Consider the following 24700-nt stretch of genomic DNA (forward strand, 5'->3'; position numbering starts at 1 on the left):
GGGCGCCGCGTGTCGAATTATCCGCTTTCCTACAAGCTGTCCTGGCTGCCGCGTTTCGTGAAGCCGTCGCTCGTCGGCGACGCACGAGACTTTGCGCCGATGGCGGGAACGCTGATGGATCCGTCGCCGAAGCGGACGGTGCGGCTTGCCTTCGTCGGCGACATCTCGGCGGTGGCCAACCGCAGCGCGCCGGATTGCGATCCGGAAGTCAAGGCGCTGCTCGGCGCTGCCGATCTGGTGATCGGCAATTGTGAAAGCCCTGTTGTGGACAGAGCAAGTGCGGCGCTGGGCACGAGGCTCGGCACGCATCACGCGATGAGCGAGCGGTTCCTGGCCGAGGCGCTGGCGGCGGTCGGCATTGCGCGCGAAAAGCTCGTGCTGTCGCTGGCCAACAACCATGTGCTCGACCAGGGCGTCGCCGGCTTCGACGAGACGGTCGCGGCGTTGCAGCGGCTCGGCATCCGGACGGTGGGCCTCGTTGCCAACGGTCCGGTGGTGCCTGTCCAGGTCGGACCGCTTGATATCGGCTTTGCCGCCTTCACGCTGTGGCGCAACGCCGATGAAAGCGTGTTCACGGGGCGCGTATCAATGGACAGTGATCCGGCGCGTTGGTCGCGCGATGGTGTCGATCTTCTTTGCGCCGTGCCGCATTGGGACTGGGAGTTCCGGCATTTTCCGCGCGCCGAGACGCGGGTGCTGGCCAGGCGGCTGGCCGGGCAGGGCGTCGGGCTGATCGCTGGCCATCACGCCCATGTCGTGCAGCCGTTGGAAAGGATCGACAGGACGATCGTCGCCTACGGGCTTGGCGATTTCCTCGGCACCGCCTTTGCCCGCCAGCCGTGGCCGGGTCGCATCGGCGGGATTTTCGTTGTGGACGTCAGTGCCGATGCCGACACGCGCGGCGCCATTGCGGCCTACCGGCTGCATCCGTTTGTGCGCTTGCGAGGCGGGGATCATGAGCGGCTGGTGTCGGTGGAGGCGCTGCAGGGCGCGATGAAGAGGAAGGTTGGGGGGCGGCTGGGTGCGATCTTTTCTTAACGGCGTGAGTCCTACCTCAAGCGTCGCGCCGCCCCTCATCCGCCTGCCGGCACCTTCTCCCCGTAAACGGGGAGAAGCCCGCAGATCGCATCGTCGGCACTTTTTCCCAGCGTTGATGATTGGCGAAATCACCAAGGAAGGCGTCCTTCGCCCCGTTTACGGGGAGAAGTGCCCGGCAGGGCGATGAGGGGCGGCGCGAACATTTGTTGAAGAGGCGCTGCAGTCGATACATCGAACAAAACCGGCTATCATGAGCATAGTCAGGCAGTGGGGGGTGGCGGTGGAAACAGCGGATTTCATGCCGAGCGAGACGGTCATCGCCGGCATCCGGAAAGACATCGAGGCCTATGAAGCGGCGAGGGCCTCGGCGGTCCGGCAGGTGCGGTGGCGGGTGCCGGTGTTCGTCGGGCTGGTGCTGGTGGCCGTGGTGCTGGTCGCCTGGCTGTTCAACAAGGTCGCCGACCCCTACGAGCAATGGTTCTCGACGCCGCATGTGTTTCTTTACGTCATCGGCTTCGCGGCTTCGATCGTGCTCTATTTCCAGGCCAGGAAACCGGCGACGCGGCTGCAGCAATCGTTCCGCGAGACGCTGCTGCCGATCATCTTCGGCTTCATCGCGGATATGCGCTACCAGCATAGCGTGACGCCGAATTCCTTCGACCGGTTGCCACGCACGGCGGTCGGTCCGTTCAACCGGCAGGCGTTCGACGACATCGTGGCGGGCCGCTACGAAGGGTTTCCGTTCGAACTCTACGAGGCGCATCTGCGGGAAGGGTCGGGCAAGGGCTCGTCGACCGCCTTCCAGGGCGTCATCGTCGCTTTTGAGACGATCGCGCCGTTCCCGGGCATGCTGGTGGCGACGCGGCGGACAAACGCGGTCATCAGCTTCTTTCGCGGCATCTTCGCCAGCAAGCTGCAAGAGTTGTCCAGCGGCGATGCTTTGCTCGATGCCGCCTACGAGTTCCGAACCGACAATCTCGGGGCGGCACAGCCACTGGTGAGCGGCCGGCTGGCGCAGGCGCTGAAATGGCTTGGCGAAACCTGGCCGGACGACCCGGCCCGCGTCGCGCTCAACGGCAGCGATGGTTTCTTGCTGCTGCCACAGACGAAGAACTTCTTCGAGCTGCCGGATATTTCAGTGCCGCTCGACTACACCACGCATGTCGCGCCGATGATATCAGACATGGGCGCGATGCTGGCTACGGCGGCGTTGGTGCGCAAGATCGGCGCGAAGGACGAGGGGGGGTGACCGGGCCGAGCCGTCAGCAGTCGAAGCCGTATTTGCCGCGCATATAGTCCGCCTCCTCTTTCGACATCTTGTTGAACATGACGCAGACGGTGAAGCCGCCGACCTGGCGCCCGCCGCGTGTGTATCCCCAGTCGGAAATGTCGTCCCTGGTGAATTCGATGTTCTGGCCGAGGACGACGTTGTGCACTTCCTCCGGCTGGTTTGCCAATATGCCGACAAATCCGGTCTCGGTGCGGCGGAACGGTATGACCCAGAAGTGTTCGGTGACATTCCCGTCCCGCACCTTGACCTTCAACTTGAACCTGTCTGTGTCGGAGGGAGGAGCCTCGGACAGTGCCAGGAAGTCGTCCAGGCTGGCGAGCGCCTGCGCGGTCGCCGCCGCCATCTCCGGATCGTCGGGAGTAAAGATAACCGTTTTGTCGTCGCCCGGATCCGCGCCTTGTGCGCCGGCCGATCCCGGAGCAAGCGCGAGCATCAGGGACATCATGGTCCGGACTGCAAGTTTCATGGAAGGCCCCCCTTCATCGTAACGGCGCACCATCGTGTATCCGTTCCCGATTTGCAACCGGAGCGCGAGTTTCATCCACTTCGGAGTGGCGAGTTTGAGCTGATCCATGAAACAAAATGTGTAGAGATGATCGGTCGGTAGTCTGTTTCGTGATGCCGATCGAGACGGATTGCGGCGGCCGCGCCGTGATCGAAACCGCCCGCCACAATCCGGCTAAACGACTCTTTTCGCGGACAGAAGTGCGCCCATCGGGGGAGCCGAAGCGGCCGGAAATGATGTCGGCAGCAAGCAATGTGTCGGAATTAAGCCTATGATATTGTTTGCGAAAATTCACTCAATGTGATTTGCGGAGGGAGCGCTTTCCGTTCCAGTTTCGGGCCGTCCGGTGCTGTCGTTTGCCAAGGCGGCGGTCCGGAAAAGTGAAACAGCACGGAGTGCTTAGCAATGAAGAAGACCCTCGCAACCACAGCCGCTCTGCTCGCCTTCCTCGGCACGGCGTATGCCGCGACCGTTCAGGGCACCATCCAGGCCGTTGACCCGACGACCAAGTCGATCACCCTCGACGATGGCAAGATCTACCAGCTGTCGCCGGAAGCGACGATCGGGAAACTGAAGGTCGGTGCCAAGGTTGCGGTGACTGTCGATGACAAGACCGGCATCGTGACGTCGATCAAGAAGGCTTCGTAGGGCGTAAGCGCCGTGCGTCGGCAGACCTGCTGACGCAGTTTTCAGACCCTGTTCCAATTCTGGTCGGTTCCTCCGGGAGCCGGCCACTTTCGTGCACTCCACCCCTCGATGCCAGGCGGAACGCTGTCCCGACGGCTTCGCTATGGTTTTTGCCAAAGAGCCGCGCTATCCCTTGGCCAACGGGGGATATTCATGGCTGACGAACAAAAAGGGTTTCGCCTGTCGCGCAGGCTGCTGCTGGGTGCGGCTGTGGTCGGCGGCGCGGTGCTGTGGGGCGGCACCACGGTGGCGCGGCTGGCGCGCGGACCTTCGGGACCAAAGAACGCCGGACGGATTGCCGATATCGATGGTATCGCGCTGCCTCTAAAGCCACTGGAGAATGAGCCGGCCTTCGATCCTTCGCTGCCCTGGTCGGCAAAAGGCGGCGACATCAACGATGCCAGCGGTCTGTCGAGGACACCGGTCTATGGTGTGGTCGAGGTCAGCGAGGACGAGCACATCGCCAAGGCGCTGGCCTTCGCGCGCGCCAATGGCTTGAAAATCTCGCTGGCCGCCATCCGCCATTCGATGGGCGGGCATGCCTTTGACGACAACGCGCTGGTGCTCGACCTCAGAAAGTTCAACAAGGTGACGGTCGACGCCGCGGCGAAGACCATGACCTTGCAGCCGGGCGCGCGCTGGCACGACATCCAGAACCTCCTGCATCCGCGCTTTGCCGTGAAGGCGATGCAGTCGACCGACATCTTTTCGGTCGGCGGCTCGCTGTCGGTCAATGCGCATGGCATGGACCATCAGGCGGGTTCGGTGGCGGGCTCGATCCGCTCGATGCGGGTGATGCTGGCCGACGGTTCAGTGACCATTTGCTCGCCCACCGAGAACACCGATCTGTTCCGCCACGTCGTCGGCGGCTACGGCCTGTTCGGCGTGGTGCTGGAGGCGACGCTCGATATCGTCGACAACGCCGTCTACCGCACCTCGCGCGAAATCATCAAATCGGACGATTTTCCGAAATTCTTCACCGAGGTGCTGGAGCCGAACAAGGAGATCGGCCTGTTCTACGGCCATCTGTCGACGGCGCCAGGCAATTTCCTCGAAGACATGATCGTCTACCGTTATGACAAGGTGGCCGAACAGCCGCCGGCCGACCAGCCAGCGATTGGCGAGCCGGGATCGGTCGGGCTGAAACGGGTGATCATCAACCTGGCGAAATGGGGCAGCCTGTTCCAGGAGCTGAAATGGTTCACCGAAAAGACGCTGGAGCCGAAGTTCGAAAGCTGCACGGTGGCGCGTACTTCGGCGATGGCCGAGGGCGAGGCCTGTCTCGTCACGCGCAACAATCCGATGCACGATTCGGTGCCCTATCTCTTCAACGATCAAATGGATGAGACCGACATCCTGCACGAATATTTTATTCCACGCGCCGCCTATGTCGAATTCATCACGGAAGCTCGCGAGATCCTGCGCAACCAGACGCTGCCGGTGCTCAATGCCTCGGTGCGCATCGTCCACAAGGAGGATGTCGCACTGACCTACGCGCCGGAGCCGGCCTACTCGCTGGTGCTCTACATCAATCAGCCCACCGATGCCGACGGCAATGCCAGGATGCGGGCGCTGACGCGGGCGCTGATCGATGTGACGATCAAGCATGGCGGCCGGTTCTTCCTGCCCTACCAACTGCATTATACGGCCAAGGAGTTGCTGGCCTCCTATCCCGAACTGCCGGCCTTCTTGGCGGCAAAGCGGCAGTATGACCCTACGGAACTGTTTTCCTCGACCTTCTACCGTGCCATCAAGGCGCTCAGCGGGGTGGTATAAAAAGCAGGAGAACAAGCCATGCGGATGGTATCGGCGGCAGCACTCACCCTCATTGCGCTGTGCGCTGGACCGGCCGGAGCCGAGGACCTCAAGGCCTTCAAGCTGACCATCGACGGCGTGACGGTCGATATCGATCCCGGCGAAAGCGCAGACGTGACGCTGCCCGGCGGCAAGCGGAGCTTGGTGACGCTCGAGCGCAACGACTTCGCCACCTTTTCAGGCAGCGACTTCTCGTTCGTCCATGCCAGCAGCATTTCGGTGACCAAGACCGATCTCGGCGATGATATCGCGCAGTATCTGATGGCGTCGGCGCTGGGCACGATCGTCGTCGTGCAGGAATATGGCAAGATGAATCCGGTGTCGCTCAACCAGCTGATGCTGCAGGAGATGACCAAGGAATCGGTGCAGGCCGGCGCCACGCTGACGCAGGAGCCGACGACGCGCAAACTTGCCGACGGCAAGGAATTGACCGGCATCCGCGCTCAGGTGAAGACACGCACCGACACCGCCGATTTCGAGATCGTCGGCTTCGGCCTGGCCGATCGGGGGCTGCTGTTCATCACCCGCGTTGCCGGCGAGGACGCTGCCACCGAACAGCCGTTGATCGACAAGTTCTGGCAGAGCCTGAAGGTCAAGCTGTAGGAGACCAGGGTCGTGTCTCGGTTTGGATTTCGGCTGGGGGTCCACACTTTTGCATAACGGTGGCCCAAGTTATTCTGACGACCCTGGGTTGGAGATCCTACAGCATGGCGAAGCTCATTTTCAGAATGAACGTGTCCCTCGACGGCTACGTCGACCACATGAGAATGTCATCAGGCCCCACGGTCTTTCGCCACTGGATAGAGCAAGTGCGCGACTTGGCCGGCAGCGTGTATGGTCGCGGTATGTACGAGGTCATGCGTTATTGGGACGAAGACAGTGCGGAATGGAGTGCGGAGAGGCACGAATTCGCGGCGGCGTGGCGGAGCCAACCGAAATGGGTTGTGTCGCGCTCGCTGAAGTCGGTCGGCCCCAACGCCACCCTTGTCGCGGATGACGTCGAGGCGGTGATACGTGGGCTTAAGGCCCAACTCGTTGGGGAGATTTCAGTTTCTGGACCAGATCTGGCGCGAAGCCTGACCGACCTTGGCCTTATCGATGAGTATCAACTCTACTTCCACCCATTCGTGCTCGGTCAGGGCAAGCCATTCTTCGCCGGCCCCCGGCCGCCGCTTCGCTTTGTCGCCAGCGATCTGATCGGCGATGGCGTGATCAGGTTGACCTATGTTCCTGCCTGATCTCGAACACCAGGTGTGACGATAGGATGCCGCGCTTGCATGTTGTGGTCGTCAAACCGAGACGCTAGCGGGCCTAGAGCCCCTTCGGCACCAGTCCGGCCAGCCAGTTCACGGAGCGCTTCGCGGCGCCGGCGGTCGCCGAGACGGCGCGGCCAAGATCGGTCTTGACCACGGCGTAGCCGTTTTTCGTGCGATAGAGCACGCCGGTTCCGCCATCGACAACTTGTTCATAGGCGACGGGCCGGGCGGCGTCGGCTTCTATGGCCGTCGTCGGCGAACCGACCGAGACGCTCGGCCGGTGGCTCAATTCAGGCGGCAACGGGCTTTCGGTCCTGACAACCCGGCTGGCGGGCTTCAATTCCGGGCGCGACGCGGTCGCGGCCAATTGCGAGGAGGACGACGAACCCTTCGTGCGGCAGATGCCGGAGACGAGCGGATAGTTGAAATTGCGCTCGTGCAGCATCTGGCTCTTCATCGCCGCTTCGCACTCGGCGATGGTCGACCACTTGGCCGGCGTCTCGCCGATATATTCGCACAGCTTGGCGTCGCAGTCGCAGCCGACGATGGTCATGGCGACAAGGGCGGTCTTGATCACGGTCTTGTCCCTTCGAGATGCCCCCCGGCAGCCCATACTTCCTTCCCATTCCTTCGCGCGCGAACAAGGCGGGATTGGGCCGCGATTGTGAAATGAGCGTGGCGGAGCATCAAACAGCCCGCCTATCGCGTGGCCGGCAAGGCCCGCTTGAGGAAATTCGCGATCAGCCGCACCACGTCTGGCGGGCGTTCGACCTGCGGGATGTGGTTGACGCCATCGAGAACCGCCAGTTCGGCGTGCGGAAACAACGAGGCAATCTCCTGACCCTGTTCGAGGGGCGTGGTCGTATCTTCCCGCCCCCAGATGACGAGAACGGGCGGCGTGAAGGCGCGATAATTCGCCTTGTTGGCGGCAAGCGATTTTCGCTCGTCGTTGAAGAGGCCGCTGAACAGCCAATGACCAACCGCATTGGTCGTGCCTTCAACGTCGAGCGGACGTGCGTAAATCGCGATGCGCTCAGGGGTCACCATGGCGTCGTTCTGAATGAAGGAGCGCAGACCCGGCCCGACCATGAGCGGATTGGTGAAGGTCGAGGCGGTCAGCAACTGGCGTGGCCAGGCCATGTTCAGGAAGGATGCGAACGGTAAAGCCGGCGCCTCGGTCCGGCCGAGGCCAAGTGCCACGTCCAGCAGGATCATCGAGTCGATGCGCTCTGGTGCCAGGAACGCCGCTTCGATCACGCCGCCGCCGCCATAGGAGTGGACACCGACGCTGAAATGACGAAGGCCAAGCGCGTCGGCAAAACCGAGGACGCGTTTGGCGTGGGCGGCGCGCGAATAGTCCTGATCAGCTGGTCTTTCCGAGTAGCCAAAAGGAGGCATGTCGGGCGCGATGACGCGAAAGCCCTGTTCTCCCAATGGCGCGGCGATATCGCGGTAGGTTTCGGCCCAGGAGGCCGTGCCGTGAAACAGGAGCAGCGGCGGCCCGTCCGGAGGACCCCAGACCTGATAGTGCATCTTCAGACCGTCGACCGTTACGAACAGCGCTCCCGGCGGGGCTGCTTGCTCGGGTGACAGGGTCTCACGCAACGCCGCCGCGCCGCGGAAGCCGGCAAGCGCGACCGCAACGAGCACGACCAGCGTGAGCGCGAGCCAGCCAACGATGCGGATCAGTCGGCGCATTGCCGGGCTACCGTCTCAATAGTCATAAACGTGTTCGAGCCTGGCGCCTGATTTGATCAGCGCCGGCAGCACCAGATGCAGCTTGCGCACGGCGACGGTCAGTCCGGTGCGGCGCGTTGCCGGATCGGCCGGCAGCGGATAGCTGAACAGGATGCGCATGCCTTCGGGGACGGCGATCGTGTCGGTGGAGAGCACTGTGACCATGATCTCGTCATTGCCGCCGATCTCGACGAAGGACACGCCCTTGTCTATCAGGCGCGGGATCATTTCGGTGAACACCTGATAGCGCTTGGTGACGAAGACGGTGCCGTCGGAACCCATGTCGCGCTCGAGCAACGTGTCGGGCTCGTTGCGGGTGGCTTCGCCGACGGGTCCCTTGGCCCAGACATGGATGTCGAGGAAGGCCGGGTCGGACGTCGCGGCGAGTGCCTTTTTGATCAGGTCGGCATAGCCCTGCTTGATGGTGTCGGCGAGGCCGAAGGCAAGTTTGCGTTCGCTGGTGCGGACGGAACTGTCGCCCGGCGCCGGCTGCACGGCAAACAGGCCGGCGCGCTTTTCGGCATAGGGGAACTGATACCAAGGCACCTGGTCGAGGAAAGCGGCATAGTCGGCCGCCACCTTGGCCTGATAGATGTCGGCGGCGGTGCGCTTGGCAGATGTCGCCTCGGTGATGCGGCCGACCGTGTTCTCATAGGCCCATTGCAGGATATGCTCGATCGAGTGGCTGGTGCCGACGATGACCAGCATCTGGTGGTTGGCGTAGTTGAATTTGTAGGGAGCGCTGGCGCGGATCACCATGGCGTAATCCTGCCAGAAGCGGCCGACATAGGACCAGTAGGGGAAGCCGCCCGGCTGGTCCTTGTCGACGAAGCCGGCATATTCGCGCGCGGCGTAGACGATCGCCCATTCCGGATAGGTGAGGAAGGTCGATTCCTCCGGCCGCTGGTAGAAGGGGATCTCGGCGCGGATCTTGTCGGCCAGCGCCTTGGGCGGCGCGCCGTCGGCAATGCCGGGCAGCGGCGTCTTGTCGAGCGACGACGTCGTCAGGAAGCCGTAGCTCAGCCCGACGATCGGGATGAGGATGACGATGACGATCAGCCACAGGATCGTCTTGACGATGCGCTTCAACCAGCGGAACAGGAACATGCCCGATCAGGCCGTGGCGAAGTGGTCGTGTACGCGCTTGGCCAACCAGAAGCCGACATAGACGGCGAAGCCTCCAATGACGATATGTGGCAGGTTGGCGAAGAAGCGGGCCGGGAATTCGATATCGTTGAGGGAGCGGAAGCCGTTGATGAAGATGCCGGCATCGAGGCAGCCGGAACCGGTGACCAGCCCGAGCACGCCGTCGAACAGGTAGACCGAACCGAACAGCTTGAAATAGAACACCGCCTGGCGGTGCGAGATGAAGGCGGCGGCCAGCGCCCAGACGCCGGAGAAGGCGTGCAGCAGGTCGTCATACCATTGCAGCGAGAACAGGCCGAACAGATTGCCGTTGGCATCGTTGAACGCCGGTATGTAGCCGATGGCGACGACGCCGAAGAACAGGAAGGCGTAGGCAACGGCAAGCTTCTGGATCAGCGTCATGAAGTATCCCCCTCCGAGTGACGCCGAACGTTAGCCGATTTTTGTCGCCGGTTGCAGCCCCAAGCGGAAACACCGCAAAAATTGTGGGGATAGTCAAAAAGACAGTCGGCGCCGGGATTTCTCCCAGCGCCTCCCTGTCAGATCAGGACCCGGTCGCGGCAGCAACTCCCGTAAAGTCGTCGCGCCTTGCCGGCCTTGATTTTGACGGTCCTGCCAGTCGCCACCCGAGAGCAGCGTCCGTTCGGGACCACGCCGGTCTCCACCCTTGCGAGCTTTGCCCTGCGCACCATCGAAGGTTTTTGCCGTCCTTCATGGCAGCATCGGTCCGCCGTCGGCGTTGGCACGCTTTCCGCGGCCCCGTAGGTCTCGGCATCCGTCCCTCAACCAGGCAAGCCTGCTCTCGATCCGGGCCGTACGGGCCTCAGGAAATCCGCCTTTCACTTCGCCTTTCGGCTTGATGATCGGTAGCCGCCTGAGATGGGTTTAACGTACGCCGGGTAAGGGTCGTAGGGAATGGCCGCAGGCCTGTGGATAACGGGATTATCGGGGATCAATTAGGAATAGCGGGATTTTCCTATCCGTCATGATGGGCGGCAGCGGCGGACATTCGGCCCTTGCCCTGCCGACCGGTGCGGGCTTCAATGCCGGCAAAGGATTCGAGGCGCCGAGCGTTTCGATGTCCTGCGGGAGGATGTGCTTGAAAGTCGGGGTGGTTCTCAATCCGATTGCCGGTGGCGGCCGGCTGAAACGGCATTGGCCCGAGGTCGCCGCGTCGCTGAAGAAGCATTTCGGCGAATTCGAGCTGCGCGAGACGCAGGCCGAAGGCGACGCCGAAAGGCTGGCAATCGATCTCGCGGCGAGTGGCTTCGATCTGGTGATAGCGGCTGGCGGTGACGGCACCGCCAGCGAAGTTGCCGACGGGCTGCTGCAGGCGACCAAGGAGAGCGGCCGGACCACCGAACTTGGTCTGTTGCCGTGCGGCACCGGCATCGATTTCGCGCGCGGGCTCGGCCTGCCGAAAGAGGTGGACGCGGTGCTGAAGCGGATTGCCGAGGCCAAGGCTCGCAAGGTCGATGCCGGTCGCATCTGCTACATCGACGATCACGGCGCGCTGGCCAGCCGGCACTTCATCAACATCGCCAGTCTGGGGCTTTCCGGCGCCACCGACCGCGCCGTCAATGCCGACAAGCGCAAGGGCAGGATGTCGGCCAAGGCGCTGTTCCTGTGGCGCACCGTGGTCGAGTTCATCCGCTACCGCTTCCAGGACGTCAGGATCACGGTCGACGACGGTGCGCCGGTCGAGGCGCGCATGGCGCTGGTGGCGGTGGCCAATGGAAAGTTCTTCGGCGGCGGCATGATGATCGCGCCGGACGCCGAACTGACGGACGGGCAGTTCGACATCGTCATCCTGCGCGCGGCCGGCAAGCTGAAGCTGATCTGGGACATCCGGTTGCTCTATGGCGGCCGGCACCGCAACCACCCTGCGATCACCATCCTGCGCGGCAGGAAAGTGGTGGTCGAACCGCTCGGCGATGCCGAGAAGAATGGCGCGCTGGTCGACATAGACGGCGAGTCGCCGGGACGCATACCCGCGACCTTCGAGATCCTGCCGGGTGCATTGACGCTCAGATACTGAATCAAGCCGTTGACAGATTGATTCAGATGGATCCGCCGATCCAGACAACGCCCTGAAATCGCTTGATATCCAGCCGGCGTCAGACTTCCAGTTTGGCCGGGAAACCTGGCGCGCGCAGGTCGGTGCCGACGGCATCTTCCAACAATTTGACGATCTGGGTCGACCAGGCGCCGCCGCCATAAGCAGCCTTGCCTTGCTGAAAAATCGCGTTGACGCGCGATGCCAGCTCGAGCGGCACGCCGGACTGTTCGCCCATGGCGAGCGCGAAGCCGAGGTCCTTCAACGCCAGGTCCATGGTGAAGCCGATGTCGTAGGAGCCGTTGAGAACCAGCTGGCTCTCGGTCTCGTGGACGAAGCTGTTGCCGGAGGAGGCAACGATGGCGTTGTAGGATTGGGCGAGGTCGAGCCCGCCCTGTTTGGCCAGCATCAGCGCTTCGCCGGCGGCGACGAGATGGATGAAGGCGAGCATGTTGGTGATCACCTTGATCACTGCCGCCGAGCCGACCGGACCCATCAGAAACGACTTCGCGCACATCGCCTCAATGGCCGGGCGATGACGCTCGTAGAGCGCCGCATCGCCGCCGACCAGCGCGGTGATCTTTCCGGCCGCCGCCAGATGCACGCCACCGGTGACCGGGCATTCCAATGTCTCGACGCTCCTGGCCGAGGCGAGGGCCGCAAGACGCACGATCTCGTCGCGGCCATTGGTCGACATCTCGATCCAGGTGCCGCCCTTGGGTAGGCCCCCCAGCAGTCCATCGGCGCCGGCCAGCACGGCTTCGCTGACCTTGGGTGAGGGCAGGCAAGAGATGGCATTGCCGGCCCGTGCGGCGGCCTCAGCGGGGCTGCTTGCCGCAGTGGCGCCGAGCGTCACCAGGCGCTCGACGGCGGTGGGATCGCGGTCGAAGACGGTGACGGCAAAGCCGTTGCGGATCAGGCTGGCGGCGAGGTTGCCGCCGAGATGGCCAAGGCCGATGAAGGCATAGCTCTCGCTCACGGCATCAGCGGCGTCTGCATCATCTGCAGATGCAGGTCCTTGCCCGTGTAGGGGTGCGCGTCGCAGACCGCTTCGTTGAGCTCGACGCCGAGGCCGGGCTCCTTCGACGGGATGACGTTGCCGTCCTGCCACTCGATCTTCTTCTTCAAGAGCGTGGCGTGAAAACCGTCCCACTGCTTCAGCGATTCCAGGATGAGGAAATTGGGCAGCGTCACCGCAAGCTGGATGTTGGCGGCGCCGACGATCGGCCCGCAATAGCAGTGCGGGGCGATCTGGATGTGGTAGGCCTCGGCCATGGCGGCGATCTTCTTGGTTTCGAGGATGCCGCCGGAGCGGCCGAGGTCCGGCTGCAGGATGGTCGCGGCGCGGTTCTCGATGACGCGGGCGAATTCGAACTTGGTCGTCAGCCGCTCGCCGGTGGCGATCGGGATCGACGTGCCGCGGGCCACTTGGGCCATCACTTCGGGCATGTCCGGCGGCACCGGCTCCTCGAACCACAGCGGATCATAGGGTTCGATGGCGCGCGCCATGCGCAGCGCGCCGGAGGCGGTGAACTGGCCGTGCGTGCCAAACAGGATGTCGGCGCGGGTGCCGACCGCCTCGCGGATTGCCTTGATCATGCGGGTGGAGACATCGATGTCGACGAGGCGCGGCTGGTGGCCGTCGAAAGCGGTATAGGGGCCGGCCGGGTCGAGCTTGACGGCATTGAAACCCTGTTCGACATATTCCAGCGCGCAGGCGGCGGCGAGATCGGGGTCGTTGTAGACGTTCTTGCCGTCAGGCGCGTCCTCGGAATGGACGCTGCCGGTGTGCGGATAGAGGTAGGTGTAGGAGCGCAGCGTTTCGTGCACCTGGCCGCCGAGCAGTTTGTAGACCGGCTTGTTGGCCTCCTTGCCGATAATGTCCCAGCAGGCCATTTCCAGTGCCGAGAAGCAGCCCATGCCGGACACGTCGGGCCGCTGGGTGAAGCCGGACGAATAGGCGCGGCGGAAGAAGTTCTCGATGTCGTGCGGATCGCGGCCGACGAGATAGCGCTCGGCCATGTCCTCGACCATCTTCGCCGTGACATGGGCGGAGAAGGTGGCGTTGTAGGCCTCGCCGTAGCCGACGACGCCGCCATCGGTGGTCAGCTTGACGAAGATGAAATACTTGCCGCCGATGCCGGGCGGCGGGTTGCCGACAACCCAGGTCTTGACGTCGGTGATCTTCATGTTTGGTCCTCCAGAACCAGTTCGGCGCCCTTCCAACCGGTCATGATCGAGGCGGCGTTGGTGTTGCCGGTGATGTTGTCGGGAAAGATCGAGGCGTCGATGACGCGCAAGCCGTCTATGCCGTGCACCTTGAGACGCGGATCGACGACGGCGCGCGAGGGATCGGGCCCCATGCGGCAGGTCGAGACCGGGTGATAGACGGTGCCCGAGCGTTTCCGGAAATCCTGGATCAGATCGGCGTCCGAAGTGATTGAAGGGCCAGGCAAAACCTCTTCCTCGATGATCTCGGCCATTGCGGGCATCGAGGCGATCTTGCGCACGAATTTCACCGCGTCGAGCATCTCGGCGACATCGGCTTCGGTTGAATAGGCATTGGCTGTTATCCTGGGATAATCGCGCGGATTGGCCGAGCGGATCATGATCTCGCCACGGCTCGACGGGCGGCAGTTGGACAGGCCGATGGAAAAGCCCGGCCATGGATCCGGCGTCAGGATCGGGCGCTCGCCGCTTTTGGGAATGACGGTCGAGAACGCCTGGAAATAGAGCTGCATATTGGGCCGCGTCGCAGCCGGGTCGGTGCGGAAGAAGCCGCCGGCATTGTTCATCGACAGCGACAGCGGGCCGGAGCGGGTCAGGATGTATTGCATGCCAACCAGCAGCTTGCCCCACCAGGGACGCAGCGTCTGGTTGAGCGTCGGCAGCTTGCCCTTGAAGGTGTAGTTGATGCCGACATGGTCCTGCAGATGCGCGCCGACATTCTCGTTGGCATGGACGATTGGGATGCCCAGGCCACCAAGCAGAGCGGAGGGACCGACGCCGGCCAGCTGCAGCAGCTGCGGCGAGTTGACCGAACCGCCCGACAGGATGACCTCGCGGCCGGCACGTGCCGTCTTCGTTTCGCCGTTCTGCTGATACTCGACGCCGACGGCGCGCTTGCCTTCGAACAGCACTCTGGTCGCCAGCGCATGCATCTCGACGCGGACGTTGGCGCGCTTCATTGCCGGGCGCAGAAAGGCGCGCGCCGCCGACATGCGGCGGCCGTTGCGGGTCGAGATCTGGTAGATGCCGACACCTTCCTGGGCGGCACCGTTGAAATCCGGATTGAGCGGCAGGCCGGCCTGCTGGCCGGCAGAGAGATAGCGCTTGGTCAGCGGGTGGACGGCATTCGTACAGTCGGTGACATGCAGCGGGCCGCCCGTGCCGCGCCATGCATCAGCGCCAGCCTGGTTGTCCTCGAGCGCCTTGAAGGCGGGCAGCAGGTCGTCATAGCCCCAGCCGGGATTGCCGGCGGCCGCCCAGGCATCGAAATCCTCGCGCGCGCCCCTGATCCACACCATGGCGTTGATCGAGCTCGAACCGCCGAGCAGCTTGCCGCGCGGCCAGTGGTCGGCATTGCCGGCAAGCCCCGGGTCCGGCTCGGCCTTGTAGTTCCAGTTGACGGCAGGATCGAAGAAGGTCTTGCCATAGCCGAGCGGCATCTGCACGTAGAAGCGGCGGTCGGTGCCGCCGGCCTCCAGCACCAGCACCGAGAAGCGCCCCGAGGCCGACAGTTTGTCCGCCAGAACCGAGCCGGCCGAGCCGGACCCGACGATGATGAAGTCATAGGTCTGCATGATGGAAATGGGAGGCTCCGGAAATCTGGCCGCAGCCTAGACGCGACGGGTTCGCGGAGTCGCCGCGTCATCCGGCATCAGTTGTGAAAAAAGCGACGGTCGAACTGGTCGAGTTTGCGGGGATTCCCGACAATCGCGCTTGATATCTACCTTCTCGACAGCTTATGCGATGGCATTATTTTGGCGCATGATTTTTTCCGAAAAGTCTGCAACTTTTCGGAATCATGCTCTGGCCACTCTGCGGAAGGCAGGAAATCATATGCGGACCCTTCCTGACGCGTTCATTCCCGAACTGCCGGGCCACTACAGCGGCAAGGTCCGCGAGAACTACGATCTGGCGGATGGCAGGCGCATCATCATCGCCACCGACCGCCTCAGTGCCTTCGACACCATCCTGACTTCGATCCCGTGCAAGGGAGAGATCCTCACGCAGACGGCGCGGTATTGGTTCGAGGAAACCGCCGACATCTGTCCGAACCATGTTCTCGAATACCCCGACCCGAACGTCGTCGTCGGCACAAGGCTCGACATCCTGCCGGTGGAGATCGTCGTGCGTGGCTATCTGGCGGGAACCACCAGCACCTCGATCCTGACCCGGTACCGGCGCGGTGACCGCGACATGTATGGCATCCGCCTGCCGGACGGCCTGCGCGACAATGAGAAACTGGCCGAACCCATCATCACGCCGACCAGCAAGGCCGCGCATGGCGGCCATGACGAGCCGCTGTCCAAAGCCGAGATCCTCGAACAGGGCCTGCTCACGCAGGCGCAGTGGGACACCGTTTCGGACTATGCCTTGCGGCTGTTCGCCCGCGGCCAGCAGCGCGCCGCTGAACGCGGCCTCATCCTCGCCGACACGAAATACGAATTCGGCACCGACATGAACGGCACCATCATTCTTGCCGACGAAATCCACACGCCCGACAGCAGCCGGTACTGGATCGCGGCGAGCTACGAACAGGCGCTCGCCAGCGGCAGCCGGCCGGAGAGCTTCGACAAGGATTTCATCCGCTCATGGGTCTCGGCGCGGTGCGATCCCTACAGCGATCCGATCCCAAAAATACCCGACGAGATCGTCGAACAGGCCTCCAGGGTTTATGCGCAGGCCTATGAGGCAATCACAGGCAAAGCGTTTATGCCCGACCTGTCCGGTGGCACGGTGCTGGACCGCATCCGAGCTAACCTCGCAGGTTATTTTTGAGAGGTGCGCCTCTCAGCTAACGCCTTGTCTTGCGCCGTGCAGTCGACCCCCACTCCGTCGAGCTTCGCTCGACACCTCTCCCCGATCGACGGGGGTAGAGGAAGGGCGCGAGCTTGGCCGGACTGGTGCCTTCCTCTCCCTCCGGAGGGGGAGAGGTGGCGCTGCGAAGCAGCGACGGAGTGGGGGAAGCCCGCTCCAAAGCCCGAAGCCGCTGAAAATCAGGCACAACCGGGCGAATGCCAAGGCTAGCCTACGGCCCATGGAGGCGAGGAAAAAGCAGCTGTGGCGCGTTGACCTGTTCCTGCAGCGGCGATACGGGGTCAATGACCATCATCTCACAAGGATTCCCCCATGGTGCAGTACGCTGAAGGACGGCCACTCGGCGATCTGACGCTGCGCACGCTGGCCATGCCTTCGGATGCCAATGCCGCCGGCGACATTTTTGGCGGCTGGGTGATGGCGCAGATGGATCTGGCCTGCGGTATCCGCGCCGCCGAGCGCGCCAGGGGCCGCGTGGTGACGGCGGCGGTGAAAGAGATGTCCTTCGCCAAGCCGATGAAGATCGGCGACACGCTGTGCATTTACACCCATGTCGAGCGCGTCGGCCGCACCTCGATGACGCTCAAGGTCGAAGCCTGGGCGCAGCGCTACCTCTCCGACCTGATGGAAAAGGTCACCCATGCCGATTTCGTCATGGTGGCGCTGGATGGCGAAGGCAAACCGAAAGCGGTCCCTGCCGAAGGCTGACGGAAGCCGTTTCTCCCAAGCTTGGCCATTTGTAACAGCGCCCGTGCGGGAGGCGCTTTTCGCGACATCCAATGGTTGCCTCCAGGCCCGATTGTGCGGGCGTCGGAGGGGAGACAATGCGTCAACATATGCTGAACGGCTGGCTTGTGGCAGCCCTGGTCGCGACGACCTGCCTGCTTGGCGTGACCGCTTATGCGGAGGTCAAGGAAGACATCTCGCGCATGGCCTGCACGCATGACCGCCAGGCCCTCGGCGAGCGGGCCGCGCGGTGCGATATCTGTGCCACGGTGCGATGCGACGTCCACACCTCAGGAGCCTGAGCCGCAGCCGCCAGGGATGGAGCACGAAGGCATTCCGCCAGCCAACACAGCACGCGCAATCGAGCAACGATCCGCGCGGCCGACATAGAATCCCGGATCAGGTCAAGCCGAAGTCACGTGTGGGCGGCATCCCTTGCTGGCCAAGGGTTTCAGGCATGCATGCCGTCGAATTTTTCGCGCGCCGCCTTGACGCGCGTGGTGTTCTTGCGCGCCCATTCGCCCAGCGCGCTGACCGGGATCAGCAGTTCGTGACCGAGCTCGGTCAGCTCATAGTCGACACGCGGCGGAATGGTCGGAAACACGGTGCGGGTGACGAAGCCGTCACGCTCCAGCCCGCGCAAGGTGGTGGTCAGCATCTTCTGTGAAATGCCGCCGACGGCGGCGCGCAATTCGTTGAAGCGCAGCGGTCCGTCACCCAGCTTGCCGACGACCAGAACGGTCCATTTGTCGCCGACGCGCTGCAGGATTTCCGAGATGGCGCGGCAGTCCTCGGAGCGGTGCGGGTGCCTCAGTAACAAAAAAGTGCCTCCTTGCTTCTCGAATTGGCAGTATCCCATATAGCGCCGGTATCCAAACGATACCAGCTTTACTTGCAAGGAGAGCCCCCCATGTCAAAACCCAAGATCGCCATCATTGTCGGTTCGACGCGCGCCGCGCGCTTCGCCGACGTACCGACCCAGTGGATCGCCAAGATCGCCAAGTCGCACGCCGATATCGACGTCGAAGTCGTCGACCTGCGCGACTTCCCGTTGCCCTTCTTCGACGAGGTCGCATCCTCCGCCTGGGCACCGTCGCAGAACGAAGTGGCTAAGCGCTGGCAGAAGAAGGTCGCCGAATTCGACGGCTTCATCTTCACCGCCGCTGAATACAATCACGGCCCGACGGCTGTGCTGAAGAACGCCATCGACTACGCAGCCAACGAATGGAACAAGAAGCCGGCCGGCTTTGTCGGCTATGGCAGCGTCGGTGGCGCGCGCGCCGTCGAACAGCTGCGCCTTCATGCTGTCGAATTGCAGATGGCGCCGGTCAAGTCGGCCGTCCATATCGCCTGGGGCGATTTCCTCGCCGTCCGCCAAGGCGAGAAGAAGCTGGAAGATCTCGAGCATCTGAACCAGGCCGCCACTGCGCTGGTCAACGACGTTGCCTGGTGGGCCAAGGTGCTCAAGGCAGCGCGTCAGGCCGATGCCGTCGCCGAGGAAGTCAAGGCGGCCTGACCGCCGGTTCGAATTATCCTCCCAAGGATATGGGGCGGCGCTTGCGCCGCCCTTTTCAATTGGGGGAAGCCATGGCGTCGTGTTGTGCCTGCCTCGGCCGGATGATGCAGTCGGCGAGGCGGTCCATCTCGTTCAACTCATCGGCATGGTGCTGGCCCCATTGGCAGAGCGCCAGTAGGATCGGCTCGAGGCTGAGGCCGAGACCTGTTGCCGAATACTCGACGCGCGAAGGCACTTCGGCGAAGATCTCGCGGCTGACGAGACCGTGCTCTTCCATTTCGCGCAGTTGCTGGATCAGCACTTTCTGGGTGATGCCAGGCATCATCGCCTTAAGTGCCGACAGCCGCCGGGGGCCATCGAAGAGGTGGTAGAGGATGACCGCCTTCCAGCGCCCCGCGATCACTTTCAGCGCCCGTTCCGCCGGCAGCATCGGCAGCCTCTTGATGGGCATTCTCTTGGGATTGGGCATGGTCACCTCCTGGTCAGCAGGGGACAAATGAGTGTGTAGCCGAGGCTCCGCAGATAGTGGCAAACCGCTGCTGATACCAGAGCGATCGGAGTTTGCCATGAAAGCCATTCAACTCAGCCGCTTCGGCGGTCCCGACGTGCTGGAGGTGGTCGATCTGCCGACACCGGCGCCGCAGGCCGGCGAGGTGCTGATCCGGGTGCAAGCCGCCGGGATCAACTTCTTCGAAGTGCTGATGCGCGCTGACCGCTACGCGGTGACGCCGCAGCTCCCCATGATCCTGGGCGTCGAGGCAGCGGGCGTCGTCGAGGCCGTCGGGCAAGGCGTCGATGCACAATTTCTGGGGCGCCGTGTCGCCGCGCCGCTGTTCATGTCGCAACGTCCTCACAGCGGCTATGCGGAGCAGGTGACGATGTCAGCCGATCTCGCCGTGCCGCTGCCGGATGCGCTGCCATTCGAGGATGCGACCGCGTTGATGGTGCAGGGACTGACGGCCCTTCATCTGCTCCGGCAAAGCCCGCCGGAAGACAAGGCGGTGCTGGTGCCGGCCGCGTCGGGCGGCGTGGGATCGTTGCTTGTCCAACTGGCCAGGCTGAAGGGCGCTCGCCAGGTGGTCGCGGCCGCCGGCGGCAAGGCCAAGCTCGATCTTGCTCTGTCGCTCGGCGCCGATGCCACGGTCGACTACACCAATCCGGATTGGCCCGCCCGCGTCCGCGACGTCACGGACGGGAAGGGCGTCGACATCATCTACGACACAGTCGGCGGCGCGCTGACGGCTGCGTCGCTGCAGGCTCTGGCGCCTGGCGGCGAACTGGTATTCGCGGCGCTCGGCCGTTATGCGCTAGCGGCTTCCGATCTGGAGGCGATGATCGGCCGCAACCAGTCGCTGAGAGGTTTCGCGCTGCTGCCGCTGCTGTCCCCGGACGTGCTGAAGGCCAGCCTGTCCGAACTGTTCCAGTTGGCGGCGAGCGGCCGTCTGCAGGTCACGATCGGCGGCCGCCTCCCGCTCGACAGGGCTAGCGAGGCGCACCGCCTGCTGGAGGAGCGCGGCTCGACCGGGAAGGTGGTGTTGATACCCTAATATCGCGATAGCGGCGGAGACGCGCCGATCGGGGTTGGACTGCTACATCGCCGGGGCTGCCATCTGGTCCCGCCCTTTGCCCTGATATATCCGGCTGCCATCCGACACATGAGTGAAGCCGTGAAGACATCCAGCCTGACCGGAGCCGTTTCCCCGATGATCCCGGTGCTCGTATGCGCGCTGGCGATCTTCCTGCTGTCGGGGATGGATGCGGCGATGAAGACCCTGGTCATTGCGGTCGGCGTCTACAACACCTTGCTGTGGCGCAGCATGGTCGCGACCGTGGTTGCAGGCGCGGCCTGGTCGGCGGGACCGCGCTCAAAGCCAACCTTTCCGGTGCTGAGGCTGCATGCGCTGCGTGCCGCTATTGTCGGCGTCGTCCTGATATCCTTCTTTTGGGGCCTGGCCAGGCTGCCGCTCGCGGAGGCGATCGGGCTCAGCTTCGTGGCGCCCTTGTTTGCGCTCTTCCTCGCCGCGCTGCTGCTGGGCGAACGAATCCGGCGGCAGGCCGTCTGGGCATCGTTGGCCGGCATCGCCGGCGTCGCGATCATCATGGCCGGCCAGTTCGGGCAGGCAAGCTACTCGCAAGATGCCATGCTCGGCACCGCAGCGGTGCTCGTATCGACAGTGTTCTACGGCTACAATCTGATCCTCGCCCGGCAACAGGCGCAGTTGGCCAAGCCGATCGAGATCATGTTGTTCCAGAACCTCTGCGTTGCCATCATCCTCGGCCTCGCGGCGCCTTGGCTTGCCGTTGCCCTGCCGACCGATCTTTGGCTTCCTTTGGCCGGGGTGACGGTGCTGTCGCTTGCCGGCCAATTCCTGATGAGCTGGTCCTACGCCCGCGCCGAAGCGCAATATCTGATCCCGACCGAATACTCGGCCTTCATCTGGGCAGTCGCGCTTGGCTGGTTCTTCTTCGGCGAGGAGGCGACCTGGACCACGCTGACCGGAGCATGCCTGATCGTCGCCGGCTGCCTGATCGCCGCGCGGGCAAATCCCAGACTTGCCGAGCCAATCGAGGTGGCGGTTTAGGGAGCGGCGCTATGTGATGCTGGGATCACGTCTGCGCGTCACTCGGGAAGACCGGCCTTGCGAAAACCATCAACGAAATGCTCGAGCGTAGCGGCGTCGCGGAATGGCTCGGTCGTCGCCCAGTGATGGGTTGTGAAATGCGGGTTGGAGACGAGGAACATTTCGACCTCTGCGCGCGCCTCGTCGAGCCGGCCCAGTTGGGCAAGGCTTGCCGCCAGGAAACGGCGTGAGCTTGTGCGATAGGTCTCTTCCCGGCGCAGTGTCTCGACGGCGGCTTCGTATTCGCGCGCCGCGTATTGCGCCTGACCGAGCATCAGATAGTACCAGCTTGGCGGAAACGGGTTCAGCCGGAACGCCTTGCGAATATGCTCAAGGCCCTCCTCGACCCGCCCGGCCAAGACCGCTATGTCGGACAATGTCGCCCAGGCGTCGGCCTCGTTCGGGTCGAGTTCGAACGCCTTGGTAAATTCCGCATCCGCTTCGGCGAATCTGCGTTCATAGGCAAGCAGGTTGGCCAGCACCCAGTGGCAGCCAGCATCGTTGGGATCGATCGCCACGGCTTTGCGCGCCAACTCCAAGGCAACGCTACGGTTGGACTCAATGGGTTCGCCCCAATGCACCCATCCCATCCAGTGGTTCATGGCAAGCCAGCGATAGGCCTCGGCGTATTCCGGATCGAGTGCAACCGCGCGCGTAAGCATCAGATGCGCTTCCCGCGCCGTCTGCGGCGAACCTTCGATCAGCTTGCGCGCCTGCACGCAGAGATCGTAAGCCTCGAGATTTTTGGGCCGATTGCGCGGCGGCGGCGCGCGCAGCCGGCCGAGCAACGCCTCCACGATCTTGGCCGTCACCTCGTCCTGAACGGCAAAGATATCTTCCAGGCCGCGATCGAAGCGTTCCGCCCATAGATGCTCGCCACTTACCGCGTCGACCAACTGTGCGTTGATGCGCACGCGCCCCGCGGCACGTCGTGCGCTACCCTCCAGCAGGTAGCGCACGCCGAGATCCCCGGCGATCTCGCGAACGTCCATCGCCTTTCCCTTGTAGGCAAAGGTCGAGTTGCGCGCGATGACGAACAGGCCGGAGATTCTGGACAGGTCGGTGATCAGGTCTTCGGTCAACCCGTCGGCGAAGGAGTCCTGCTCGGGATCGTTGCTGAAATTGACGAAGGGCAGCACGGCAATCGATGGTTTGTCGGGCAGCGGCAATGGTTTTCGCTTCGCGTCAGCGAGCTGTTCGACGGCCCCCGTGAAGCGGTAGCCGACGCGCGGAACGGTGGATATCCATTCGCCGCTCTCGTCGGCTGGGCCAAGCAACTTACGCAACTGTGCGATCTGGACGGTGAGGTTGCCTTCCTCGACGGCCATGCCCGGCCACGCCGCGTCCATCAACTCGGCCTTGCCGAGGATTTCGCCGGGCCGCCCGACGAGCGCTGCAAGCAGACTTAGCCCGCGATAGCCAATGGCAACGGGCACATCGTTCCGAAGCAGCGTTCCCGCACCCGGATCAAGCACGAACGGACCAAAGGCAAAACGCGATCCCTGCATAGCGCGCATCTATAGCCGGTTTGGAAGTTTTGAGAACTATTTGGGAGGGCTTAATTACGGCGCCGGCCGTTTCGCGCAGAATTCAACCTCATCGAGAGCCCCCGCGCCCTCAAAACCATATGGAGGTTGCTATGACCAATACCCTCGCCTCTTCCCTGCATTGTGCAGCGCGGCCGGGAACGCCCGTGCGGCCGGCGTCGCGGCGGCTCCTGACGACCCTGCGAAGCATTGTCGCGACCTGGCACGATCGGACCTGGCGCGAGCGGATACGCTTTCGCTGGCAACTCAGGCAAATGTCGAAGGACAATCCGCATTTGATCGACGATATCGGCCTGACGATACAGCAGGTCGAGGGAGAGATCGCCAAGTCCTTCTGGGAACGATAGAGCGAATGCCGCACATCGCGATAACCGTCAGCGCACCGCCTCGCGGTGAGCGCCGGGCAGGCGGGTGGCGATCAGCTTGTCGATGCGGCGGCCGTCGAGATCGACCACCTCGAAGCGCCAGCCTTGCGCGTCGACGCATTCGCCAGTCGCCGGCAGATGGTGCATATGCGCCAGCACATAGCCGGCGACGGTCTCGTAGTCGCGATTTTCCGGCAGGTCGATGCCGAGAATGTCGGCCATTTCGTCGGCCTGCATGTAGCCGGCGAGCAGCCATGAGCCGTCCTCGCGCTTGACCGCGTTCTCCTCGTCGCCGGCGTCGGTGTCCGCGCGGAACACACCGGTGATGGCTTCCAAAATGTCGGCCGGGGTGACGATGCCTTCGAAATGGCCGTATTCGTCATGCACCAGCGCCATCGGCACGTCGGATTCCTTGAGCTTCTGCAGCACATCGAGCGCATCAGCCTGATCGTAGACGATGGGGGCAGCGCGCACATGCCTGCGCGGATCGAGCACGCGGCCGGCAAGCAATGCTGCCAGCACGTCGCGCGTCTGGACGACGCCGACCATGACATCGACGCCGCCGTCGCCGGCCGGCAGGCGCGAATGCTGGGTTTCCATCAAAAGCTTGCGGATGGCGCTCTCGTCGGATTGCAGATTGATCCAGTCGACCTCGGTGCGCGGCGTCATCACCGCGCGCACGGCGCGGTCGCCAAGCCGCATGACGCCGGCGATCATGCGCCGCTCGTCGGATTCGATGGTGCCGTGATGCTCGGCCTCGGCGACCAGCATCTTGATCTCCTCGTCGGTGACCTTCTCCTCGCTTTCGCCGCGCTGACCGAGCAGCCACAGAATGGCGCGGCCAGAAAAGTCGAGCAGGAAGACCAGCGGCGCCGAGACGGTGGCGAGGATGGTCATTGCCGGAGCGACCCTGGCGGCGACCCTTTCAGGATCACGCAAGGCGATCTGCTTGGGCACCAGCTCGCCGACGATCAGCGAGAAATAGGTGATGATGGCGACGACGATGCCGACGCCGAGCGGATCGGCGACGGTCTCACGGATGCCGGTCGAGGCCAGGAACTGCGCCAGCCGCTCGCCGAGCGTGGCGCCGGAAAAGGCGCCCGACAACACGCCGACCAGGGTGATGCCGATCTGCACCGAGGAGAGGAACTTGCCGGGATTTGAGCCAAGATCAAGCGCGCGGCCGGCGCCGTTGATGCCGCGGTCGATCATCGCTTTCAGCCGGGCCGGGCGCGACGAGACGATGGCGAGCTCGGACATCGACAAAAGGCCGTTCACGCAGATGAGGACGACCACGATAGCGATTTCGACGTATAGCATGAGCGGTCAATAGCATTGCCGCGCGGTCTTC

The 24700-nt window shown here is 63.5% G+C and carries 26 protein-coding genes; 14 read left to right on the forward strand and 12 right to left on the reverse strand.

Going from position 1 to position 24700, the window contains the following annotated elements:
• Positions 1–9 precede the first annotated feature (9 nt).
• The gene (locus HB777_03250) at positions 10–1038 is read left to right on the forward strand and encodes a CapA family protein (protein QND63033.1); all 1029 of its coding nucleotides are present in this window, start codon (positions 10–12) and stop codon (positions 1036–1038) included.
• A gap of 280 nt (positions 1039–1318) precedes the next feature.
• Positions 1319–2287 (forward strand): DUF3137 domain-containing protein, encoded by a 969-nt coding sequence (locus HB777_03255; GenBank protein ID QND68633.1) that lies wholly within the window; start codon positions 1319–1321, stop codon positions 2285–2287.
• A gap of 13 nt (positions 2288–2300) precedes the next feature.
• Here HB777_03255 and HB777_03260 read toward each other — a convergent pair whose 3' ends face one another.
• A complete protein-coding gene (locus HB777_03260) occupies positions 2301–2795 on the reverse strand; it encodes a YegJ family protein (protein ID QND68634.1) in 495 nt (164 codons plus the stop codon).
• A 444-nt stretch (positions 2796–3239) separates the two neighbouring features.
• Here HB777_03260 and HB777_03265 point away from each other — a divergent pair, with 444 nt between their 5' ends.
• From HB777_03265 to HB777_03280, 4 genes are all read left to right on the forward strand, one after another.
• Positions 3240–3482: a DUF1344 domain-containing protein gene (locus tag HB777_03265; protein ID QND63034.1), complete on the forward strand. Its 243-nt coding sequence runs from the start codon at positions 3240–3242 to the stop codon at positions 3480–3482.
• A 192-nt stretch (positions 3483–3674) separates the two neighbouring features.
• A complete protein-coding gene (locus tag HB777_03270; GenBank protein QND63035.1) occupies positions 3675–5297 on the forward strand; it encodes an FAD-binding oxidoreductase in 1623 nt (540 codons plus the stop codon).
• An 18-nt stretch (positions 5298–5315) separates the two neighbouring features.
• Complete coding sequence (locus HB777_03275; GenBank protein QND63036.1) at positions 5316–5939, forward strand: hypothetical protein; 624 nt, start codon at positions 5316–5318, stop codon at positions 5937–5939.
• 104 nt (positions 5940–6043) lie between these two features.
• Complete coding sequence (locus HB777_03280; protein QND63037.1) at positions 6044–6574, forward strand: dihydrofolate reductase family protein; 531 nt, start codon at positions 6044–6046, stop codon at positions 6572–6574.
• A gap of 73 nt (positions 6575–6647) precedes the next feature.
• Here HB777_03280 and HB777_03285 read toward each other — a convergent pair whose 3' ends face one another.
• The 4 genes from HB777_03285 to HB777_03300 all read right to left on the reverse strand — a co-directional run bounded on the left by HB777_03285 (position 6648) and on the right by HB777_03300 (position 9877).
• Positions 6648–7169, reverse strand: coding sequence for a hypothetical protein (locus HB777_03285; GenBank protein QND63038.1), 522 nt, complete (start codon positions 7167–7169; stop codon positions 6648–6650).
• Between the two features lie 122 nt (positions 7170–7291).
• Positions 7292–8290, reverse strand: a complete 999-nt coding sequence (locus tag HB777_03290) for an alpha/beta hydrolase (GenBank protein QND63039.1) — start codon at positions 8288–8290, stop codon at positions 7292–7294.
• Positions 8291–8305: 15 nt separating this feature from the next.
• Entirely contained in the window at positions 8306–9436 is a 1131-nt protein-coding gene (locus HB777_03295; GenBank protein ID QND63040.1) for a hypothetical protein, read from the reverse strand.
• A 6-nt stretch (positions 9437–9442) separates the two neighbouring features.
• Positions 9443–9877, reverse strand: coding sequence for a hypothetical protein (locus HB777_03300; protein QND63041.1), 435 nt, complete (start codon positions 9875–9877; stop codon positions 9443–9445).
• Between the two features lie 697 nt (positions 9878–10574).
• On the opposite strand from HB777_03300, the gene HB777_03305 reads away from it, so the two are divergent.
• Complete coding sequence (locus HB777_03305; protein ID QND63042.1) at positions 10575–11513, forward strand: diacylglycerol kinase family lipid kinase; 939 nt, start codon at positions 10575–10577, stop codon at positions 11511–11513.
• 79 nt (positions 11514–11592) lie between these two features.
• Here HB777_03305 and HB777_03310 read toward each other — a convergent pair whose 3' ends face one another.
• The 3 genes from HB777_03310 to HB777_03320 are packed head-to-tail and all read right to left on the reverse strand — an operon-like array spanning position 11593 to position 15334.
• Complete coding sequence (locus HB777_03310) at positions 11593–12510, reverse strand: NAD(P)-dependent oxidoreductase (protein ID QND63043.1); 918 nt, start codon at positions 12508–12510, stop codon at positions 11593–11595.
• Entirely contained in the window at positions 12507–13721 is a 1215-nt protein-coding gene (locus tag HB777_03315; GenBank protein ID QND63044.1) for a mandelate racemase/muconate lactonizing enzyme family protein, read from the reverse strand. The genes HB777_03310 and HB777_03315 overlap by 4 nt, the downstream gene beginning before the upstream one ends.
• Complete coding sequence (locus HB777_03320) at positions 13718–15334, reverse strand: choline dehydrogenase (GenBank protein ID QND63045.1); 1617 nt, start codon at positions 15332–15334, stop codon at positions 13718–13720. Before HB777_03320 ends, HB777_03315 begins: the two co-directional genes overlap by 4 nt.
• 259 nt (positions 15335–15593) lie before the next feature.
• Here HB777_03320 and HB777_03325 point away from each other — a divergent pair, with 259 nt between their 5' ends.
• The 3 genes from HB777_03325 to HB777_03335 all read left to right on the forward strand — a co-directional run bounded on the left by HB777_03325 (position 15594) and on the right by HB777_03335 (position 17602).
• Positions 15594–16535, forward strand: a complete 942-nt coding sequence (locus HB777_03325) for a phosphoribosylaminoimidazolesuccinocarboxamide synthase (GenBank protein ID QND63046.1) — start codon at positions 15594–15596, stop codon at positions 16533–16535.
• A gap of 351 nt (positions 16536–16886) precedes the next feature.
• Positions 16887–17282, forward strand: a complete 396-nt coding sequence (locus HB777_03330) for an acyl-CoA thioesterase (GenBank protein ID QND63047.1) — start codon at positions 16887–16889, stop codon at positions 17280–17282.
• Positions 17283–17398: 116 nt separating this feature from the next.
• The gene (locus HB777_03335; GenBank protein QND63048.1) at positions 17399–17602 is read left to right on the forward strand and encodes a hypothetical protein; all 204 of its coding nucleotides are present in this window, start codon (positions 17399–17401) and stop codon (positions 17600–17602) included.
• A 149-nt stretch (positions 17603–17751) separates the two neighbouring features.
• On the opposite strand, the gene HB777_03340 is transcribed toward HB777_03335, so the two are convergent.
• On the reverse strand, positions 17752–18120 hold the full coding sequence (locus HB777_03340; protein QND63049.1) for a helix-turn-helix transcriptional regulator: 369 nt from the start codon (positions 18118–18120) through the stop codon (positions 17752–17754).
• Positions 18121–18210: 90 nt separating this feature from the next.
• Between HB777_03340 and HB777_03345 the strand changes: the two genes are divergently transcribed.
• Complete coding sequence (locus HB777_03345; protein QND63050.1) at positions 18211–18816, forward strand: NAD(P)H-dependent oxidoreductase; 606 nt, start codon at positions 18211–18213, stop codon at positions 18814–18816.
• A gap of 55 nt (positions 18817–18871) precedes the next feature.
• Here HB777_03345 and HB777_03350 read toward each other — a convergent pair whose 3' ends face one another.
• On the reverse strand, positions 18872–19384 hold the full coding sequence (locus HB777_03350; GenBank protein ID QND68635.1) for a helix-turn-helix transcriptional regulator: 513 nt from the start codon (positions 19382–19384) through the stop codon (positions 18872–18874).
• On the opposite strand from HB777_03350, the gene HB777_03355 reads away from it, so the two are divergent.
• Both HB777_03355 and HB777_03360 read left to right on the forward strand, forming a co-directional pair.
• Positions 19383–20363: a zinc-binding dehydrogenase gene (locus tag HB777_03355; protein QND63051.1), complete on the forward strand. Its 981-nt coding sequence runs from the start codon at positions 19383–19385 to the stop codon at positions 20361–20363. The two genes, HB777_03350 and HB777_03355, sit on opposite strands and share 2 nt — an antisense overlap.
• A gap of 108 nt (positions 20364–20471) precedes the next feature.
• Positions 20472–21398, forward strand: a complete 927-nt coding sequence (locus HB777_03360; GenBank protein QND63052.1) for a DMT family transporter — start codon at positions 20472–20474, stop codon at positions 21396–21398.
• A 38-nt stretch (positions 21399–21436) separates the two neighbouring features.
• Here HB777_03360 and HB777_03365 read toward each other — a convergent pair whose 3' ends face one another.
• On the reverse strand, positions 21437–22945 hold the full coding sequence (locus tag HB777_03365; protein ID QND63053.1) for a tetratricopeptide repeat protein: 1509 nt from the start codon (positions 22943–22945) through the stop codon (positions 21437–21439).
• A 185-nt stretch (positions 22946–23130) separates the two neighbouring features.
• Between HB777_03365 and HB777_03370 the strand changes: the two genes are divergently transcribed.
• Positions 23131–23331 (forward strand): DUF1127 domain-containing protein, encoded by a 201-nt coding sequence (locus HB777_03370; GenBank protein QND68636.1) that lies wholly within the window; start codon positions 23131–23133, stop codon positions 23329–23331.
• Positions 23332–23358: 27 nt separating this feature from the next.
• On the opposite strand, the gene HB777_03375 is transcribed toward HB777_03370, so the two are convergent.
• Positions 23359–24669: an HlyC/CorC family transporter gene (locus tag HB777_03375; protein ID QND63054.1), complete on the reverse strand. Its 1311-nt coding sequence runs from the start codon at positions 24667–24669 to the stop codon at positions 23359–23361.
• Positions 24670–24700: the final 31 nt, after the last annotated feature.

It is taken from the genome of Mesorhizobium loti (assembly GCA_014189435.1).
GTDB classification, from domain to species: Bacteria; Pseudomonadota; Alphaproteobacteria; order Rhizobiales; family Rhizobiaceae; genus Mesorhizobium; species Mesorhizobium loti_G.